The sequence below is a fragment of the Ekhidna sp. genome (assembly GCF_039960695.1).
GTDB lineage: Bacteria > Bacteroidota > Bacteroidia > Cytophagales > Cyclobacteriaceae > Ekhidna.
In genome coordinates this window covers 434,608-451,328 of the sequence record NZ_JBDVKP010000018.1, presented here as the reverse complement: position 1 = coordinate 451,328, position 16,721 = coordinate 434,608, and the positions used below count along the sequence as shown (strand labels likewise).

18 protein-coding genes are annotated in these 16,721 nt (G+C 39.6%); 5 read left to right on the top strand and 13 right to left on the bottom strand.

What is annotated here, in order from left to right; translation table 11 throughout:
- Nucleotides 1-149 precede the first annotated feature (149 nt).
- The 4 genes from ABJG98_RS12100 to ABJG98_RS12085 all read left to right on the top strand — a co-directional run bounded on the left by ABJG98_RS12100 (nt 150) and on the right by ABJG98_RS12085 (nt 2,452).
- Nucleotides 150-656, top strand: a complete 507-nt coding sequence (locus tag ABJG98_RS12100; protein WP_348279781.1) for a sigma-70 family RNA polymerase sigma factor — start codon at nt 150-152, stop codon at nt 654-656.
- Nucleotides 653-1,459 (top strand): anti-sigma factor, encoded by an 807-nt coding sequence (locus ABJG98_RS12095; RefSeq protein WP_348279780.1) that lies wholly within the window; start codon nt 653-655, stop codon nt 1,457-1,459. The genes ABJG98_RS12100 and ABJG98_RS12095 overlap by 4 nt, the downstream gene beginning before the upstream one ends.
- Before the next feature lie 117 nt (nt 1,460-1,576).
- Nucleotides 1,577-1,816 carry a hypothetical protein gene (locus ABJG98_RS12090; RefSeq protein ID WP_348279779.1) on the top strand — a complete coding sequence of 80 codons (240 nt, stop codon included), beginning with the start codon at nt 1,577-1,579 and terminating at the stop codon, nt 1,814-1,816.
- Nucleotides 1,817-1,951: 135 nt separating this feature from the next.
- Nucleotides 1,952-2,452 carry a SiaC family regulatory phosphoprotein gene (locus ABJG98_RS12085; RefSeq protein WP_348279778.1) on the top strand — a complete coding sequence of 167 codons (501 nt, stop codon included), beginning with the start codon at nt 1,952-1,954 and terminating at the stop codon, nt 2,450-2,452.
- A gap of 1 nt (nt 2,453) precedes the next feature.
- Here the strand turns inward: ABJG98_RS12085 and ABJG98_RS12080 are convergent, their stop codons facing one another.
- The 12 genes from ABJG98_RS12080 to ABJG98_RS12025 all read right to left on the bottom strand — a co-directional run bounded on the left by ABJG98_RS12080 (nt 2,454) and on the right by ABJG98_RS12025 (nt 12,970).
- On the bottom strand, nt 2,454-3,299 hold the full coding sequence (locus tag ABJG98_RS12080) for a hypothetical protein (RefSeq protein WP_348279777.1): 846 nt from the start codon (nt 3,297-3,299) through the stop codon (nt 2,454-2,456).
- Nucleotides 3,271-4,374, bottom strand: a complete 1,104-nt coding sequence (locus ABJG98_RS12075) for a hypothetical protein (RefSeq protein ID WP_348279776.1) — start codon at nt 4,372-4,374, stop codon at nt 3,271-3,273. The genes ABJG98_RS12080 and ABJG98_RS12075 overlap by 29 nt, the downstream gene beginning before the upstream one ends.
- 207 nt (nt 4,375-4,581) lie before the next feature.
- Nucleotides 4,582-5,874, bottom strand: a complete 1,293-nt coding sequence (locus ABJG98_RS12070) for a hypothetical protein (protein WP_348279775.1) — start codon at nt 5,872-5,874, stop codon at nt 4,582-4,584.
- A 69-nt stretch (nt 5,875-5,943) separates the two neighbouring features.
- Nucleotides 5,944-6,507, bottom strand: a complete 564-nt coding sequence (locus ABJG98_RS12065) for a DUF4331 family protein (protein ID WP_348279774.1) — start codon at nt 6,505-6,507, stop codon at nt 5,944-5,946.
- A gap of 26 nt (nt 6,508-6,533) precedes the next feature.
- On the bottom strand, nt 6,534-7,268 hold the full coding sequence (locus ABJG98_RS12060) for a DUF4331 family protein (RefSeq protein ID WP_348279773.1): 735 nt from the start codon (nt 7,266-7,268) through the stop codon (nt 6,534-6,536).
- Nucleotides 7,269-7,366: 98 nt separating this feature from the next.
- On the bottom strand, nt 7,367-8,488 hold the full coding sequence (locus tag ABJG98_RS12055; protein WP_348279772.1) for a DUF4249 family protein: 1,122 nt from the start codon (nt 8,486-8,488) through the stop codon (nt 7,367-7,369).
- Nucleotides 8,488-10,902, bottom strand: coding sequence for a TonB-dependent receptor (locus ABJG98_RS12050; RefSeq protein WP_348279771.1), 2,415 nt, complete (start codon nt 10,900-10,902; stop codon nt 8,488-8,490). The genes ABJG98_RS12055 and ABJG98_RS12050 overlap by 1 nt, the downstream gene beginning before the upstream one ends.
- 109 nt (nt 10,903-11,011) lie before the next feature.
- A complete protein-coding gene (gene tpx, locus ABJG98_RS12045) occupies nt 11,012-11,515 on the bottom strand; it encodes a thiol peroxidase (protein WP_348279770.1) in 504 nt (167 codons plus the stop codon).
- Entirely contained in the window at nt 11,508-12,074 is a 567-nt protein-coding gene (locus ABJG98_RS12040; RefSeq protein ID WP_348279769.1) for a 5-formyltetrahydrofolate cyclo-ligase, read from the bottom strand. The genes tpx and ABJG98_RS12040 overlap by 8 nt, the downstream gene beginning before the upstream one ends.
- A 2-nt stretch (nt 12,075-12,076) precedes the next feature.
- Complete coding sequence (locus tag ABJG98_RS12035; protein WP_348279768.1) at nt 12,077-12,295, bottom strand: hypothetical protein; 219 nt, start codon at nt 12,293-12,295, stop codon at nt 12,077-12,079.
- 4 nt (nt 12,296-12,299) lie between these two features.
- On the bottom strand, nt 12,300-12,527 hold the full coding sequence (locus ABJG98_RS12030) for a helix-turn-helix transcriptional regulator (protein ID WP_348279767.1): 228 nt from the start codon (nt 12,525-12,527) through the stop codon (nt 12,300-12,302).
- Nucleotides 12,524-12,970: a hypothetical protein gene (locus ABJG98_RS12025; RefSeq protein ID WP_348279766.1), complete on the bottom strand. Its 447-nt coding sequence runs from the start codon at nt 12,968-12,970 to the stop codon at nt 12,524-12,526. Before ABJG98_RS12025 ends, ABJG98_RS12030 begins: the two co-directional genes overlap by 4 nt.
- Before the next feature lie 164 nt (nt 12,971-13,134).
- Here ABJG98_RS12025 and ABJG98_RS12020 point away from each other — a divergent pair, with 164 nt between their 5' ends.
- The gene (locus ABJG98_RS12020) at nt 13,135-14,133 is read left to right on the top strand and encodes a hypothetical protein (RefSeq protein WP_348279765.1); all 999 of its coding nucleotides are present in this window, start codon (nt 13,135-13,137) and stop codon (nt 14,131-14,133) included.
- Here the strand turns inward: ABJG98_RS12020 and ABJG98_RS12015 are convergent, their stop codons facing one another.
- Complete coding sequence (locus ABJG98_RS12015; protein ID WP_348279764.1) at nt 14,134-16,719, bottom strand: ABC transporter permease; 2,586 nt, start codon at nt 16,717-16,719, stop codon at nt 14,134-14,136.
- Nucleotides 16,720-16,721 lie beyond the last annotated feature (2 nt).

The following is a 16,721-nucleotide window of genomic DNA, read 5'->3' as shown; positions in this document are numbered from 1 at the left end:
TGCCAGCCAGACGACAAAGAATCAATGTATGGTTAATTTTAAGTTGGGTACCTAATGAGAGAACATCAATAAATGGATAATTTTGCCCCGCAATAGTCAAAGTGAGCCTACCTAATCAACAAATCGATCAAGATCAACTTGTCGCTCGTATGAAAGCGAGACAGGCCGACGCATTTAGCTATCTATACGATAATTATTCTGCTGCGATTTATGGAGCAATTTCCCGCATAGTCAACGACGTTGATGTAGCACAGGAGGTGCTGCAGGACGCCTTCATGAAATTTTGGGATAAGATTGAGCAATACGACTCTTCAAAGGGTCGATTTTTTACCTGGATGGTAAATATTAGCCGTAATTTGGCAATCGATAAACTTCGTTCGAAAGAAATGAAGAAGGTGGGAAAAACCGATAATATAGAAACTTACGTATCTGGAATAGAACGAAACAATTTAAGCCACTTGAATATCGATGGCATTGGCTTGAAAGAAACGTTAACTTCTCTTCGCAATGAAGAAAAATTCATCCTGGAGATGGTTTATTTTAAAGGCTATACCCAATCAGAAATTTCGGAGGAATTTGATATTCCACTCGGGACGGTAAAAACACGCCTGAGGATGGGATTGAAGAACATGAGAAAAGTATTGCAAGTAGTGTGAACATAGAAGAATACATATCGTCAGGCATTTTAGAAGCCTATGTGATGGATCAGCTTTCGTCAGCTGAACGCACAGAGGTGGAAAATGCTGCTTCAGAACATTCTGAGATAAGGTATGAGCTGGAGAGGATCGAATTGTCTATGGAAACCCTTGCCTTTGCTACTGCTGTGAAACCACCTGCAAGTGTGAAGGGTGAGCTGTTGGCTCAAATTGAAACACAGCAGAAAGTCAAGAAAGAAGCACCTGTTGTAGAGATGCGGCCGGAAAGCTCATTTGGTATGCTCCGGTTTGCTGCGGCAGCTTCGATTATCATTGCTTTAGGTTCTGCTATAATGGCATTCAACTATTGGAATAAGTGGCAGTCTGCAGAAGACAGACTCTCTACACTCATTGCTCAGAATGAACAGTTTGCAGAAAACTATAATCAGGTAAACCAGCAGCTGGATGACATCCAAAATGCGGTAGCTATCATGAACAATACTGCTTATCAGCGAGTAATAATGAATGGCACTGATAACTCTCCAGAATCTCAAGCCACCGTATACTGGAATGAAGCCACTGCGGATGTTTACCTCAACATTCAAAATTTGAAAGAGCTATCTCAAAACCAGCAATATCAACTTTGGGCAATCATTGATGGTAAGCCAGTAGATGCCGGTGTATTTGATCCAGATGGTTCCAACTTCTTGGTACATATGAAAAATATAGGGGCTAATGCGGCAGCCTTTGCTGTTACAATTGAACCTCGTGGTGGCAGCGAAAGTCCTTCACTTGAGACCATGCAAGTGGTTGGTAATGTCTAGTTGATCAGTTAATAAGCAATTTGTCACTTGTTCGCTAGTAACTCACTAATTTAACTACTCCTCTATTTCACTAACTCGCCAATTCATTTTAGTATTGCACGCTTCAACCGCATGTAGATGTTCGGAATATTTAAAAGAAAACCTAAAGAAAAACTCCCACCAGAAATCCTTGACGAAGAAGGTGTTCAGATTTTGGAAGGGGATGAAGTTTTTGCTCACAGATACGAGCTCGGTAAATGCACCGTTGAGCTAGAAGGTCTTCAATACTTCTACGTCTCCCAACATTCTGATAAAAAGGTCAGCTATGTCAAAATGATAGACGCCATCACTGGGAATCAGAAAGTGAAGAAAGTCTAATTGTTTCTCGAGTTCCACTTACAACGGATACGTAAAGCACGTAAATCTTAAGAATCAGAAAAATACGCTCGTGTAGTTACGTCGATTTTTGAAATTTTGTACAAGAAATCATTTAGAAAATTAAAACTCACTATTATGGACGTACAATCAATTAAAGGAGAAGCTCGACCAGCTAGAGGCTCTCAAAATCAAATCGAAAAAAGTCTTCAAATTGGCATTCACCCAAACCTTAATTTCATTGAAGTGAAAGGGTGGTCAGTTGGCGAAGATTTATGTGATAGATATGAACATTTAATACGTAAAGTTCAGTTGTTTCTAGATCGGGGTGATGGGCTAATTATTAGCTTCAAATTCGAGATGTTTAATACAACTACCATTAAGTATTTGCTGTCTATTATAAAATTTATGAATCGAGCACACAAAGCAGGAAAGGCTGTAAAAATTTACTGGAAGGTGGATGCTGATCGAAATGACGAAATGACAGAGGCGGCTTTGGATTTAAGCATGATGTGCAACTTTGATTTTAAAGTTATCACAGAGTCTTCCATGATCGATTCCAAGTCGATTGAAGACACTCAGGTGATGCAACATAGAAAATTGCTATTTGGATTATCGAGAGTAAGAATAGCGGCTTGAGTCAAGTTGTACTAATTTCCATCATCAGCCGTCTGATGTCCTGTATGTAGACTTGTTCTAGAACTTCTACATAGGGTCGCTGATGATAGTAGCCTTCCTTATGATATTTTTCTGCCTGCCTTAGTTCTTCCATGGCCAGATCAAACTGACCTCTAGCAACATGAATGCGAGCCTTATGGTAGAAGCAATCCGACAAGTTTTTGTAATACTTCAACGCTCGATCAAATTCTACAATTGCATCATCCAACCTCTCCAACTTGATGAGTGAGAGTCCTTTGTATAAGAATGCATAAACATCTACCCATTCTTCTCCTTCATCTTTCACCACTTTCGTAATGTACTTGTCTAGCGATTCATGGGCAGCTTTATAGTCTTCCAATCCATAATAACAAATGCCACGCATGTAATCATGACTTTGACCTTGAGAGTAATCTACCTGACCACTCATTTCATCGGCATACTTGAAGTCTTCGATAGCTCTGTAGTAATCTCGATAAAAGTACAAATAGCAATACCCTCGAAAGCCAACCCATTTATTCGGTTTTCTTTTTACAGCCTCACTGTAGTAGTAGTACATTTCATCAGCAATGCCTCGTTTCAACCTTGCAGTGGCTATTTCGCGCCACAGATCTCCATCTGTTGAATCCATTTTCATGGATTCTTCCAATTGGAATTGCTCGGGAACTGAGCCTTGATAATAATACCCACCACCCAGCCTCAGCTGAGATGCATATTGCTTCTTTGTGGCCGCACTGAGCTCATTCTTATACCATTGCTGTTCCGTGCAGGAAGAAAATGTGATGAGCATAAAACAGATACTAAGGAAGTATATCAGTGATTTTTCCATTTTCTATTTTAAAGTTCACATAGAAATATGCATCTCTGGGTTCAGCATCAATTACCACAGGACGCCAATCTTCAAGCTTTTTTAGAATACTATGTAAATGCTCAATAGTTTCCTGCTCAAATTGTATCGGCTGGTACATGAAGTCGTATCCATCTACGATAAATCTCCCTGCCTTGCCTTCACAGTTTACAACAAAACGAAAGATGAGCATACCATTTTGCTCCAATAGTTTAGATTCATCCAGATTCTGAAAGACCGTGTCAAGCATGGCTCGTTTTCCATGGAGATATCTTCCATCAGGCGTTGAATTATAGTAATCTGCAATGAACTGATCAGGACCACAAATATTGAATTCTTCGCTAGGATCTAATGTGTTATCAGGATCTATCCACGCAATGCGATGCTTATTGTGATCGGCCCGGCGCTCAAATTCAACGACTGACATTTGCTCTATCAACTCCACTTCTAGTTTGTAGTTTTCGTTCATGCTAGATGAAGCGTAAAAACCTAGTCCCGCCAGGTAAATTGATTTATCAGTAAACTTATTGGTTTGCTCTTCGCTATCTTCTTCTGTATATGCTGCATCCATCAACAAAATTTTACCTGGCTTGCCATCAATCAGTGTGTCGTAAACATCCAACTGCTGCTCAGTATAGCGATAGTATTTTTCTCCAAACATATATCTAAGTATGTATGGCTCTATTGTTCCTCCGTCCCATCGGGATCTCACTGGAGTGATTATTTCAATATCGATGGTATCCGTTCGTCGAATGTCTACTAATTTTTCAACCAGAATCTCGGATCCTGAAACCAAAAGTTCAGTGGTTCCTACTAAGTCAAAGCCTGCATTAAATCTTTCTATGAAGATGCGTTTTCCCTCCTTTCGAAATTTCGAATAGGTGATTTCTGTAGACGCCCGCGCATCTTTATTTTTTGGATAGTAGTGTCTGTAATACTTGCTTACATACCCGTCTTCAAACACATTTTCTGAAGGATAATACTTCAAAACTGGATGTTTGGCTGATTGCTGATTACATGCAACTAAAATTAGAAATACAAAAAATAGTCGAGACACGCAGGTGATTTTTTTTACTAAAATAATAGTCGTGCACGTCATCACTCTTGTTTTTATAGCCATTAACATTTCATTAAATAAAAAACCCTGATCACAGTATGATCAGGGCATCTATCACCAACCAGCTATGTACCGTATTGCTACGATAAATAATTGACATTCAACTTACGTAGTACTTATTTTCTTTGGATTTTAGTTTTCAAAAAATTATCCTTTCAGTCTTGACTTTATTTCCAAAGTGACTAATGGTCCTAATTCGTAGGATGCTTGCAATGACTCTTCCAGATAATCCTGACCTTCACTAATCCCCAAGGCATGATAGACGACACCCATGTGATAAATAACTTCAGGCTCGAATGTCTCACCTTGCACATTTTCCCGGTATATCTTTATCGCTTCTTCCGACTTTCCTTGGTTAAATAGTGTCCATCCAAGCCAATCGTACGTTGCGGGATTGGGCCTTTTGGATACCTCTTCTTCAGCTAATTTTATTGCCTCATCAAAATTATTTTGACCAATCAAAATATCGATGACGTATTTATTATACATCCCTCCATATTTGGATTTGCCAGCTTCGACAAGAAACAGGTCTTTATAGTTTTCTGCTTCAACCTTTTTCTCTTCAAGTTCACTAATTTCTGCTAGTAATAAGAAGTAATCTGGCAAAGCGGTTTTCTGCTGAAGATTTTTTAGAATTTCTCTTGCCTCGATGGTATTTCGATCGTGAGAGTAGGCAACCCAGGCTATGCCCTTCATCGCATAATCATAAGTAGAATCCAAAGTCAACACTTTTAAATAATTGGCATATGAATCTTTGATACGGCCAGCATGGCCATACATATCTGCTAAGTTGGCTGTTGCCCATAGTTTTTGTTCTTTTTGGTGACGCAGTATCAATCCATTGGCCTTTTCCATGTAGTAAATAGCAGAGTCAAGATCTCCTTCATGATCTTTATACTTTGATAATCTCACTAAATAATCGAAAGAATTCATGCGTTTGGTTTTGTCAAGGATCGCTCGTGCCATTTGGTAATTTCCCAATTCCATTTCTGCATCAAACTGCATCAGCAAGGGTCCAAATTTTTCCTCCGTCAATTCATTTGCCATCACGGCATATGTCACGGCCTTTTGAAAATCGTGCTTTTTTATCGCAAGACTGCTTAGGCTGAGCAGGCTTGGAATTTTCCACCTTCCTTGAGTTAACTTTTGAGCGATGACAAATACACTATCTGCTTTATCCAGATAATTTACATCTCCGGTCTTTTTAAATAATTGATGATAGGTGCTCCCTAGTTTTTCATAAAAAGTGAATCCTCGTGGTTCCTCCACAATCTTTTTGATCCAAAAAACTTCTTGTTTTTCAAGTGGTTCAAGGTTGGTTGGCTGAGTGTTTAGGTATTTCGCATAGTCAGCGTTGTTACTTATCGATTCAGTTTGTGGGCTTTGAGAGCAACTGGCAATGACAAGCATTAATCCCAATACTTTTAATACATCATTCATCGCTATTGGTTTTAGAAGAAAAAGCTATCAGCAATCACAAGACGGTGCTGATAGCTTTTTCATTGGACATTAGTGAGGGCTTGCGAGGTATGGAAAACTTGAGCTAAACGACTTATCGTTTGCGTCCACATTGTCTGATGATACTCCATCTTTAACAGGATTATCAGCACCTGCTTCAGACTGATCTGAAAATGCCAACAATAAGGTTATGTCGATTACATCATCACTAAGTGTTCTTCCATTTAGTGAGCCATAGCTTGAGGCCGAGTTTTTGTCTGATTGAAGTACATCAACTGCAAGTACTCCAGCAAGAGCATCATTGTCAATGCCTAGAATGTTTTCAAACTGTTCCGGGTCCAGGAATATGTACGTTTGTACAGCATTTAAAATCCCCGCGAAAGCCGTTGCATTCGCTGATCCGTTTGACGGAAGCGTTGAATTGTATGCATTTTTCACATTGGCAGTCCCAAAGAAGTTGAAGACAGTATTGATAGCTGGTCTTCCCATTTGATCTACTGTAGCATATGTGTCTGCTTCTACTTGAATGTCTCCTCCGTCATCATCTCCGCAGCTTGAAAAAACAAGTAGCGTCATGACAGACAACATTGCATATATATTATTTCTCTTTTTCATAATTTCAGTTCTTATAAATTTTTGAATTATTGTTTCGCCTTAGCTTCTACCCACGAAGTGAATTTCCCGTCGGTATCATTAATGCTGCTCTTCGGCACTTCTACTACAACAGATAGTACATTCGCACCTGCAAAAGTGTCTAAAGCTTCACCATCTGCTTTGAAAGCTGCAGGATAAGGCTGCACACCATCCGTATCAGGGTCTGAATCTCGGTTGGCGTCATACACTCCGGTATTGGTGTCATCACTTAGTGAAGCTCCAATTCCGTTTAAAACGTCTACGAATTGGAAGAAATCCATGAAGAATGGATCATCTCTCAAACCTGCAAAGAGCTGTGTGTCTCCAGAAGATGAAGAACTACCGACAGCGGTAGACACTCTTGTGGAGTTCATTACAATCTGACTGTTCAGTCCTGTTTGTCCACTTGCATCAACCACTCCATAGGTGATTGCTTGTCCATCTTCGAAATATACCTGGATCAATTGATCTTCGACATTGTCGCCATCGCCATCGATGTTGAATTCATACATCACATCATCACTGAAGGATGTTTCAGAGCTGAGGCCAGCCACATTGCAGACGAATACATAATTGTCTGAATTAGAAGGGCTTTCGAATGCGTAATAGTCGGTGATATCTTCTACCGTACTACCATTAGCAAGCGTTCCGACAGCTGGCGCATCGATGTGGTCAGCGGCCACCAAAACAATCACCAAGGCAGCTGAAATAACAAGGCCTAGTGACAATACTAATTTTCTCATAGTGCTTAAACTTTTATTTTTTTAAAATCTAAGCTACGTACGAGGCTATGTTGTTAAGTGGATTTTATAAAATTGAAATTAAGTGTTTTTGTACTGAATTATTCAACTATTCTAATCTGCCTTTCTTCTCTTAATCTGTTCCCTCCGCCGCTAACAGCTGCAATATTGAAAAACCCAGCTACTGAATTTTCCTGATTTTCGGGAATAATATTAGTTGGAACATTGGCTAATGGTGTGGCGAATAAAGCTCCAAACCCACCGGCTCTGGTAGTTTCAATTATCACTTGGTTCAAGAAGAAATAAGCTTCATTGGAAATCGAGTGGATTTCTACATACACCGTGTCTCCCTTGACGTACAATGCCGTATCACCCAGAGGGACGTATCTATCGTCATTCAATGGTAAGAACTCGAGATAATCTGGCACGTTGTTGTTTGCGATACTGTCTTCAACTTCAAAGAATATTTTGCTATTTCTAATCTGGCCATACCATGAACGGTCGTTTTTATAGATCAGGTTGTTTCCTGAGAAAAGCAAAGTGTCAGGCAGGTTAAAAGGAGATAAAAATTCTTCGTCTCTCGATTCCTCAACCGAGCTGATTCCATCTCTAATCGGCTGTATAAATTGAACCCCATCATTGTCGGCATCTTTTGAGAAAGCCGCATCATAGGCAATGTTTATCTCACCGGGCTCTCCTAAAAAACCTCCATTTTTCCAGGCTTTTATCCAGTAAGTGTCGTTAATTCCTTCCAGATCAGTAGCAAAAAATTCTCCGAATATAAGGTCGTCAAAAAAGGCATTTCCTTTTTCCAACCTGAAGCTTACGCTATCTACAGGTGGTGAGTCATTCAATTGTGTTTCTGCAATATATCGCGCTCCATCCACCTCTACTTCTAATCGGTAGCGATGACCAATTATCCCCAGCGTACTGCCATCACCACTTTCCCATGTATATCTATCTGACTCTTCATTAAACATATATATTGGATTTGTCGATTCAGTCAAATCTGTGATAGTTACAATGGCCCCTGATACTTTAGCGGGAGTGCTATTGTCGAAGTATGGTTGAGATCTGGTAATATTTATGTGCTGAGTGGGGTCGTTGTTGGTCAACCATGCATCAATGACCAATACGTTGAGAGAAGCCTCTAATTCAGGATCGACCTGGGTTTCACAAGAAAGGACTATCAGCGCGATGAGTGGATATAAAAACTTTCTCATTAGAATTTGAAATTATACGTTACAGATGGGAGTACGAAAAATAAGATTGAAGTCTCAAATGCGGATGTTGTCACTGGTTGATTTGGAACGTTGATATTATTTAGCTGGCTATAGTCTATTCTATCTTCATCCTGTGTGAAATTGACTGCAAATGCGTTTTTTCTGTTGTACAGATTGTAAACGGATAGTACCAGGCTGCTCGATCGTTCTCTACCCTTTTTGGTTACCCAATTGTAATCAATGGTATATGACACATCCAGTCGATGATAGTCCGGGATTCTGAAATTATTTCTGCTGCCGTTGTTGATTGGGATTACCTGTCCTGCAACCAAAATTCGATCTGTCGCATAAGTTGTTGGCGTGCCCGAAATGTAGCTGAAGGTCGCGGATAGATTTTTGCGTTCTTTAAGCTTGTAGTTTCCGACGACCTTAAGGTTATGTGTTTGGTCGAATCGTGTAGGATACCACCTACCTGCTCTATCCGGACTATTTAGCCCATAGTTGATGCCGTCAATTTTGAGCTCGGAGCGAGCCAGTGTATAACTAACCCAGCCGGTGAGGTCACCTTCGTTTTTCTTGGCATATATCTCAAGTCCGTAAGCTCTACCATCGCCAGACAGCACATCAGCTTCCAGCAAATCATTGATAAACAAATCAGCTCCATCAATGTAGTCTACCTGATTTTTAGTTTTCTTGTAATAAACCTCTGCTGAGGTTTCGTATGCATTGTTTTTGAAGTTTTTGAAGTATCCCAAAGCGACTTGATCACCTTGCTGCGGTTGAATATTATTGGTGCTCGGCTGCCATACGTCTATTGGTGTCGCCGCGACTGTATTTGATATTAAATGAATGTACTGATTCATTCGGTTGTAGCTCATTTTTATAGACGACGAACTAGACAACTGATAACGCACTGAGAGTCGTGGTTCAAAATTCTGATGAAAAGCCAGTGATTTATTATTGCCTATCCGGGTTGTGCTGGAAACTGGTTTTCTTAGTCCTGCGAGCGTATCTCCGAAGACGTATTTATTACCGGGGCCGAGGTGATTGAAGCTTGAATATCTAAGGCCGTATTCTATTGATAGATCTTTTGTGACCTTCTGATTGTTGCTCACATACAAACTGGTCTCAAGTGCATTCTTTTTTTCAAGACTCAGGTCAATTCTATTGCCTGATGAAAACCCAACAGCATCTGCAGGAAAGAAGGTGTAATAGAGGAGCTCCCCTCCGAAAGTGAGTTCGTTTTTCTGATTTAAAAAGTATGAGAATTGAGGTTTAAAATTGATGGTTTGCACTTTTGAACTCCAATCGAACTGATCGTCATCGGTATTTCCTACTTCAAATGCGTAATCGTAGTTGCTGTAGAAGGCAGTGAAATTGCTAAAAAAACGATCGTTGAAAAGGTGATTCCATCTCACAGATGCTGTTTGATTTCCCCAATTGAATCCTTGCAGCGCGTCAAATTTGAATACGTCACGACCAAAATACCCAGAAACAAATACTTTGTTTTTGTCATCAATGTTATAGTTGGCCTTTGCTGTCAGGTCATAGAAATAAAGTGCGGCTCCATCATTAAGAAAATCGGTCAGCAATCTGATAGGTACATCCGCATAAGACCTTCTTCCAGCAACAATGAATGAAGCTTTATCTTTTTTGATGGGGCCTTCAACTGTAAGTCTGCTAAAAATAGTCCCGATCCCTCCGGAAACATCCAGATCTTTACTGTTGCCTTCTTTCATTCGCACATCTAAGATGGATGAGAGTCTTCCTCCGTATCTCGAAGGAATACCGCCTTTATATAGTTTAACATCTTTCACCGCGTCCGGATTAAACACTGAGAAGAATCCAAAAAGGTGTGAGCTTTGATATACCGGTGCTTCATCAAGTAAAATGAGGTTTTGACCGACACTTCCTCCTCGTACATTAAATCCAGAGGCTCCTTCACCAACCGAACTTACTCCTGGAAGCAGTTGAATGCTCTTTATGATATCAATTTCACCAGCGAAGACTGGAAGCTTACTTATGGTCTTGATGTCCAATTCCGCAACACTCATCTCAGTAGAAGTCACATTTTCATCTTCTGGTCGGGCAGTCACAACAACCTCTTGTAAGGTTGTTTGCTCTTCTGAGAGTTCAATGTCAATGCGGTTATTCTTCGATAATGATACAGATTCGCGCTGAGTAACAAACCCAAGGTATCTGTATTCTACCGTATAATCTCCAGCAGGTAATGTGATCGAGTAAAATCCATAGACATTAGTAATGTTACCTGTACCAAGCTCTGTGATTAGCACTGTAGCTCCAATCAGTGCCTCGCCGTTTGCGGCGTCTTTTACATAGCCATTAATGGTATAGTTCTCTTGAGCAAACAATAAGCATGGCATGACTGCTATAAGCAGTAAAAATTTCTTCAAAACGGTAATTAGTTTTAGTGATAGACTTTACGAAAGACGCACAACTGCTCAAATAGTTTCGGTCTTAACAATCACATAATGAAGAATGATGGCAAATGGTTGCTTTTGCCTACTGAATGGCAGCTAGAGCCTTCTCATAATTCGGCTCTTGTCCTACTTCTGGTACCAACTCAGTGTATACTACTTTGCCGTCTTCATCCGCAACCACGATTGCTCGAGCGTTGAGTCCTTTGAATGCTCCTTCTATAATTTCCACTCCATAGTTTTTCCCAAAATCGCCATTGTCACGAAAGTTGGTCAGGTTGTCCAGCTTGTCGATCCCTTCTGCTTCACAATAGCGGTTGAGAGCAAATGGCAAATCCTTCGACACACAAATGATTCGTGTATTATTCAGCTTTGAGGCTTCTTGGTTGAACTTGGTAGTTGACATGGCACAAACACCTGTATCTATACTTGGATAGATGTTCATAATCACTTTCTGCCCATGATAATTTGCCAGCGTCACATCTTTCATATCTTTTCTCACCAAGTGAAAGTCAGGCGCCTGACTGCCAATTTCCGGTAAGTTGCCAATTGTATTCGTTTCTGTTCCGCCTAGTGTAATTTTAGCCATATTGGTAAGTTTTAAAAGGTGTAATTAAGTAATCCAAAGGTATGTCCCAATCTTCTTTTTGAAGAATTTCGTCTACCGGTGGAGATAAGGATAACCCAACTTTCAGAGAATTTGTTTCGGATAGGAGCCGATCATAGTAGCCACCTCCATATCCGATGCGATAGCCTAGCTTATCCGATAGCAGCAGTGGAACAAATATGATATCAATATCACTCACGGAAGCTTCCCGTGCATTGATCGGTTCTGGTATTCCTTTTCTATTGACCTCAAGCTGAGTCTGCTCTTCGAACAGGTAGTGCCGCATTTGCTTGAACATGAAATCTGTTTTAGAAATGATGATTTGTTTTTGAGCCTTCCATAATGGTTCGAAAAGTGGTGAAATATCAGGCTCATTATTTTCCTTAATTGCCAAAAAAGTATGAATCTTTTGAAATTCCCTTCGCTCCAGAAAATCGCTAATCATTTGGCAGAGTTGTTCGTTTCGTTGTGCATAAAGCAGCCCATCAGCAATCATGCGGTACTGTAGGATGACTTTTCGAAAGTAGGATTTAGTAATCATAGCTAGTCTGGTAATTCTTCACAATAAATTCCTTGCTGACGTACCAACTTGATAAGTTCCGATTGTTCAGAATCAATGTTGGTTTCTACCTTTAGGACACGATCAGCATCCTCAAGATCCACTGACCAGCGTGCGATATGCTCATATTTCTGAAATACTGGCTTTAGTTTATTTACCTGCAGCTGAGATCTGATATTTGTTTTTAGAATAAATAGTTTCATCAGCTTAGTCGTTTTTCGATTTATAAGTAAAGACTTGTTCCAATGGAATTTTAAACACCTCTGCAATTTTGAAGGCAAGTTCAAGTGACGGAGAGTACTTTTCTTTTTCTATGGCCACAATGGTTTGTCTGGTCACTTTCACCGTATCTGCCAGCTGCTGCTGTGTCATTTCATTGTGCTCAAACCTTAGCTTGCGTATGTTGTTGGTTACGCTATGATTGCTCTTTTTCATACGCCTTTTCTGTGGTAATAAAGTTTGGAAAGGTTATCAAAAATTTCTGATCCGATACCTGCCAAAATCAATGCGATAAACATGTATTTGGGCGGGTAGCCAAACGCAAGAACAACCAAAGAAATAACGAATCCCATTCCAAAGAAAAAATAGGAATTTCGGGTAGACTTTAGCTCTATTAGTTTGTCTCGTTCGTCTTCAAAGTCAGGCATTTTCTCTCGGGTGATGATATAATTACTAATCGCGAAAATGATCATCATTACTATTTTAGTTGCTATTGAAATCGGTATAGCAATGAGAATAGCTTTCGCCCAAAACTGCAGTTGCTCATCTGTATTCATAATTTCAGCATTGAAACGTTCGAATACTGACCAATAATAAATGCCCAATACAATGACTGTGCTGAACATGTTGAAAATACTTTTTCTTTCGTGATAGTCCATTTTAGTATAAGTGGTTGTAAGTGTTTTTTTACTTGATGTAAAGTATTACGAACATAAAGTTAAATATGTTTTACTCAATGTAAAATATTTTTTACATATTAATGAATTTTCGAAAATACAGATGAGTGATTTGTGGTTATCTTAATGGAAAAATTCATGACTAAATGACAAAGAGCTGCATTTTTATTTTGACCTTAGTCATCTTTTCCTGTAATACTGAAAAGCAGCATCCAATAACAAACAATGACGTTTTAGGTGAGACCACTCTCGTTGAATGGACTAAAGTAGATTCCGTTGATATAAAATCAATTAATGGTAATCTAAAACGCGGTGCTTTGACAATGGATATTGGCGTCTACTTCCCATCCAATCTGGATACAAAATTTGATAAAGTAACACTCAATCGAGTGATGGAAAGCTTTGCATTTGCAAAAGAAATCTACGAACCTAGTGGAGTACAGCTCAATCTCTTGTGGGTAAAAAGCGGAGAAGTGAATCCAAAATTTTTTTCCATTCAAGCCAATGAGGTTCCTGGGGTTCCCCAAACAGAGTATGCGAATATGTATGAGCATTCGAGGAGACATCCTTCTGTTCTTACTGACTTAGCGGAAGAGGCCTTCAAATCTATTGTGGAACCTAAACCATTCAGTCATCGCACTATTTATTTAGTTGTTTTACAAGATGTTTTTTATCCTTTTTTAGAAGTTTCTGAAGGAAGGAATTGGACCATGAAAACCGTACGGACTGGTGGACTTTCTTTTCCAACTTATTCATATGTTGATCGCATGGACTCTACCTACCGAGGTGTTATCACACTTACAAACCTAAAACGTGAAGATCGATATAGAAAAACGATTGCGCATGAATTAGGCCACAAGGTTATGAATGTCAGCCATGAATATAAGACCACAAATCCAGGTCATGAAGTATATGATGATGGTGGACTGATGCTATATGGGCAAGGAGAAGATATACCGTCAGGTGAAGATGGTCGGTGGCACCTCGAGCGTCTGCTGATATCTCCTTTTTTGTATCGACTTGACGAGAGTGGATCCAAGATTTGGAATCAGGACTACAAAGAAGGTGGTCACTATTACGATCCTATCTATGGTGATAAAGTTGTTCACTTTGACGCCAATGCTGTCATTGATGAAGATTGGTGATTACTCATATCGAAGGCTCTGAACAGGGTTTACACGAGCTACTTTAAATGTGTGCCAAAAGATTGCTGCCAGAGCCCAAAAAAGTACTATTCCTGAAATAGTAGCATATATCCAAAATTCTTGTTCTATTCTATTGGAGAAATCGCTAAGCCACTGCTCCATCACATACCAACCAAGTGGGATCGATAAGAATAACGCAACTACAACTGATTTCAAAAATGACAAACTAAACAGCTTGAATATGTCTGCCGGTGAGGCGCCATTCACTTTTCTAACACCCACCTCCTTGGTTCGTCTATTGGTTTCGTGATAAACAAATGAGAACAATGTAACTGAGGATAGTAATATGGCAATGAAACCAAAAATTGCGTAGAGCCTGCCTACCTTTTCCTCCTTGGCATATTGAGCAGCTACTTTATCCTCAAAAAAGCTTGCAGTGAATATTCCTTTCGGATTGACCTCTCTATATATTCCTTCCACAAACTCGAGCGTCTTCTTAGCTGTTCCGTTTCGGTATCTAACAATGATTTCATTGTCCAGACGAGTGAAATAGGTTAGAATTAATGGCTGAATTTCCTGAGAAAGGTGTTCGAAGTGAAAATCTTTTACCACACCAACTATCTGGTACGATTCATTATTGATTTTAGAGGTTAATCTGGCATCTTCTATGTTCTGGATTTTAAAGAATTTTTTGGCTGATTCGTTTATTATCAATTTGATCGCATAGTTTTCGTCTGTTTCATCAAAAAATCGACCTTCAATTATTGATGTTTCAAATATTTTGAAAAAGCCAGGGTCACTATTCAGGGTTTTTATGGGGATAAAGCCTTCTGGCGATGAAGAAAGCTTGAATGGCAAATCGTAAGCAAAACCTAATGGCTCCTTGGCTTGGGACACTGCCAGGATATCTGCATGTTTGCTAAGACGATCCATTACATATTTATGATTGCGCTCTACTTCTGCTCTTTTGGCGCTATCCTGGCGAGCGTCTGGTATTACATCAAAAAAACCGGTCGATACAATTTCTGTCTGATGAATCCCTAAATCTTTGTTTTGCATAAATCGTAACTGCAATGCAACGATCACAGAACCGATGAGAAGGACAACTGTGATCGCATATTGAAAAATAGCCATAAGACGTCTCGGCTGACCGATTGCATGTGTGTTTTTTTCCTTTTGTACATCAAGATTAACCAGACGCCTGAACACATTGGAGGACGCAATCAATGAAGAAAGTAAGACAGAGAGGAGAATTACTCCGGCAATGACCAAACTATCAGAAAGCGACTGTTTATCAAGGTTTAATCCAATGAAGTCTACAAACCCACTATAAAGGGAATGATAGAGTATCAAACTCGAGGCGGTTGCGATGAGGAAGTAAATAAACCCACGAACCATCCACTCACTAACCAAATGTCTTTTGGATGCACCTATTAAATGCTTGAGTTTAACCTTATTCATTTCGGCCAGCTGAACCGAGGTTTGCAAGTTGGTATAGCAAATGATTGTAATGAGCAGTAATGCCCATGCAATCAATGTCACTGTCTTTAGGTTTCCTGCATTTCCATATTTGGAAAACAATGTTATGTTGAAAGGCTTATCATCATATACCTCTCGAAACGGATATAAGAATGCCTCACTATTTAGAAACCGCTCACTAGAACCTGCAATTTCTGTCAGTTTATTGTTGATTTGAAGAAGGCTATTTCCATCTTTTAGCATTATAAAATCTTGGGGTGCTCTTCTCCAAAAACTTTTGGAATGTCGCGGTATCAGAAAATCGAATACTATAGAACTATTGGAAGGAATCTTGTCAAGAATACCCGCAACTTGGTAAGTACCTTTTTGATCACAGGTAATTTCAATGATTTGACCCATAGGATCTTCATCTCCGAATACTTTGTGAGCAAAATCTTTCGTGATCATCACATTTGTCGGGCTTGCCAGCGCGTCTTCCAGACCAACCCGGAGTTTGAAATCAAAGAAGTCAAAAAAAGTGCTGTCTACAACCAAACCTTTTCCACCATAAGCCACACCATCAGAATAGAATTTGATTTCATCTGGCATATAGGTGTGGATGAACATTGACTTTTCAATCTCCGGGTACTCTGTATAATCAATCTGATATAAACCAGATATTGAAAAGGCGATTAAGTTGCTTTCAGGACTCAGCCGTGCCACGCCTACTGTTATTCTGTCTCGTTTAGAATGAAGATCGTCCATTGAAAGCTCATTCTGAACCCAACTGAATGTAAGTTGGAAGCTTAAAACCCCTGTTATCAATGTAATCAGACTAATTACTGTAATCAGTATTTTCTTTCTCATGTGACGAAAGCTGAGTTTGAACAGCAGTTGGATCATTCCAAGGTTGTTGAGTTTCATTTGACCTACTATTTTTTTGACCAATTCAGGGCGAATAAAATTTAGAACATGGAACCAATAAAACACCTTCCGTTTCCATGGAGATGAACCGGATAGTTCAGCATGGTATTCATATAAGTCGCCAAGTACTTCTTCCAGAAGTTCCCCTTTGATGAAGAAGCCCAGCAATCGGTCTACAATTTTTGGAGGTTTCGACTTTCCCATGA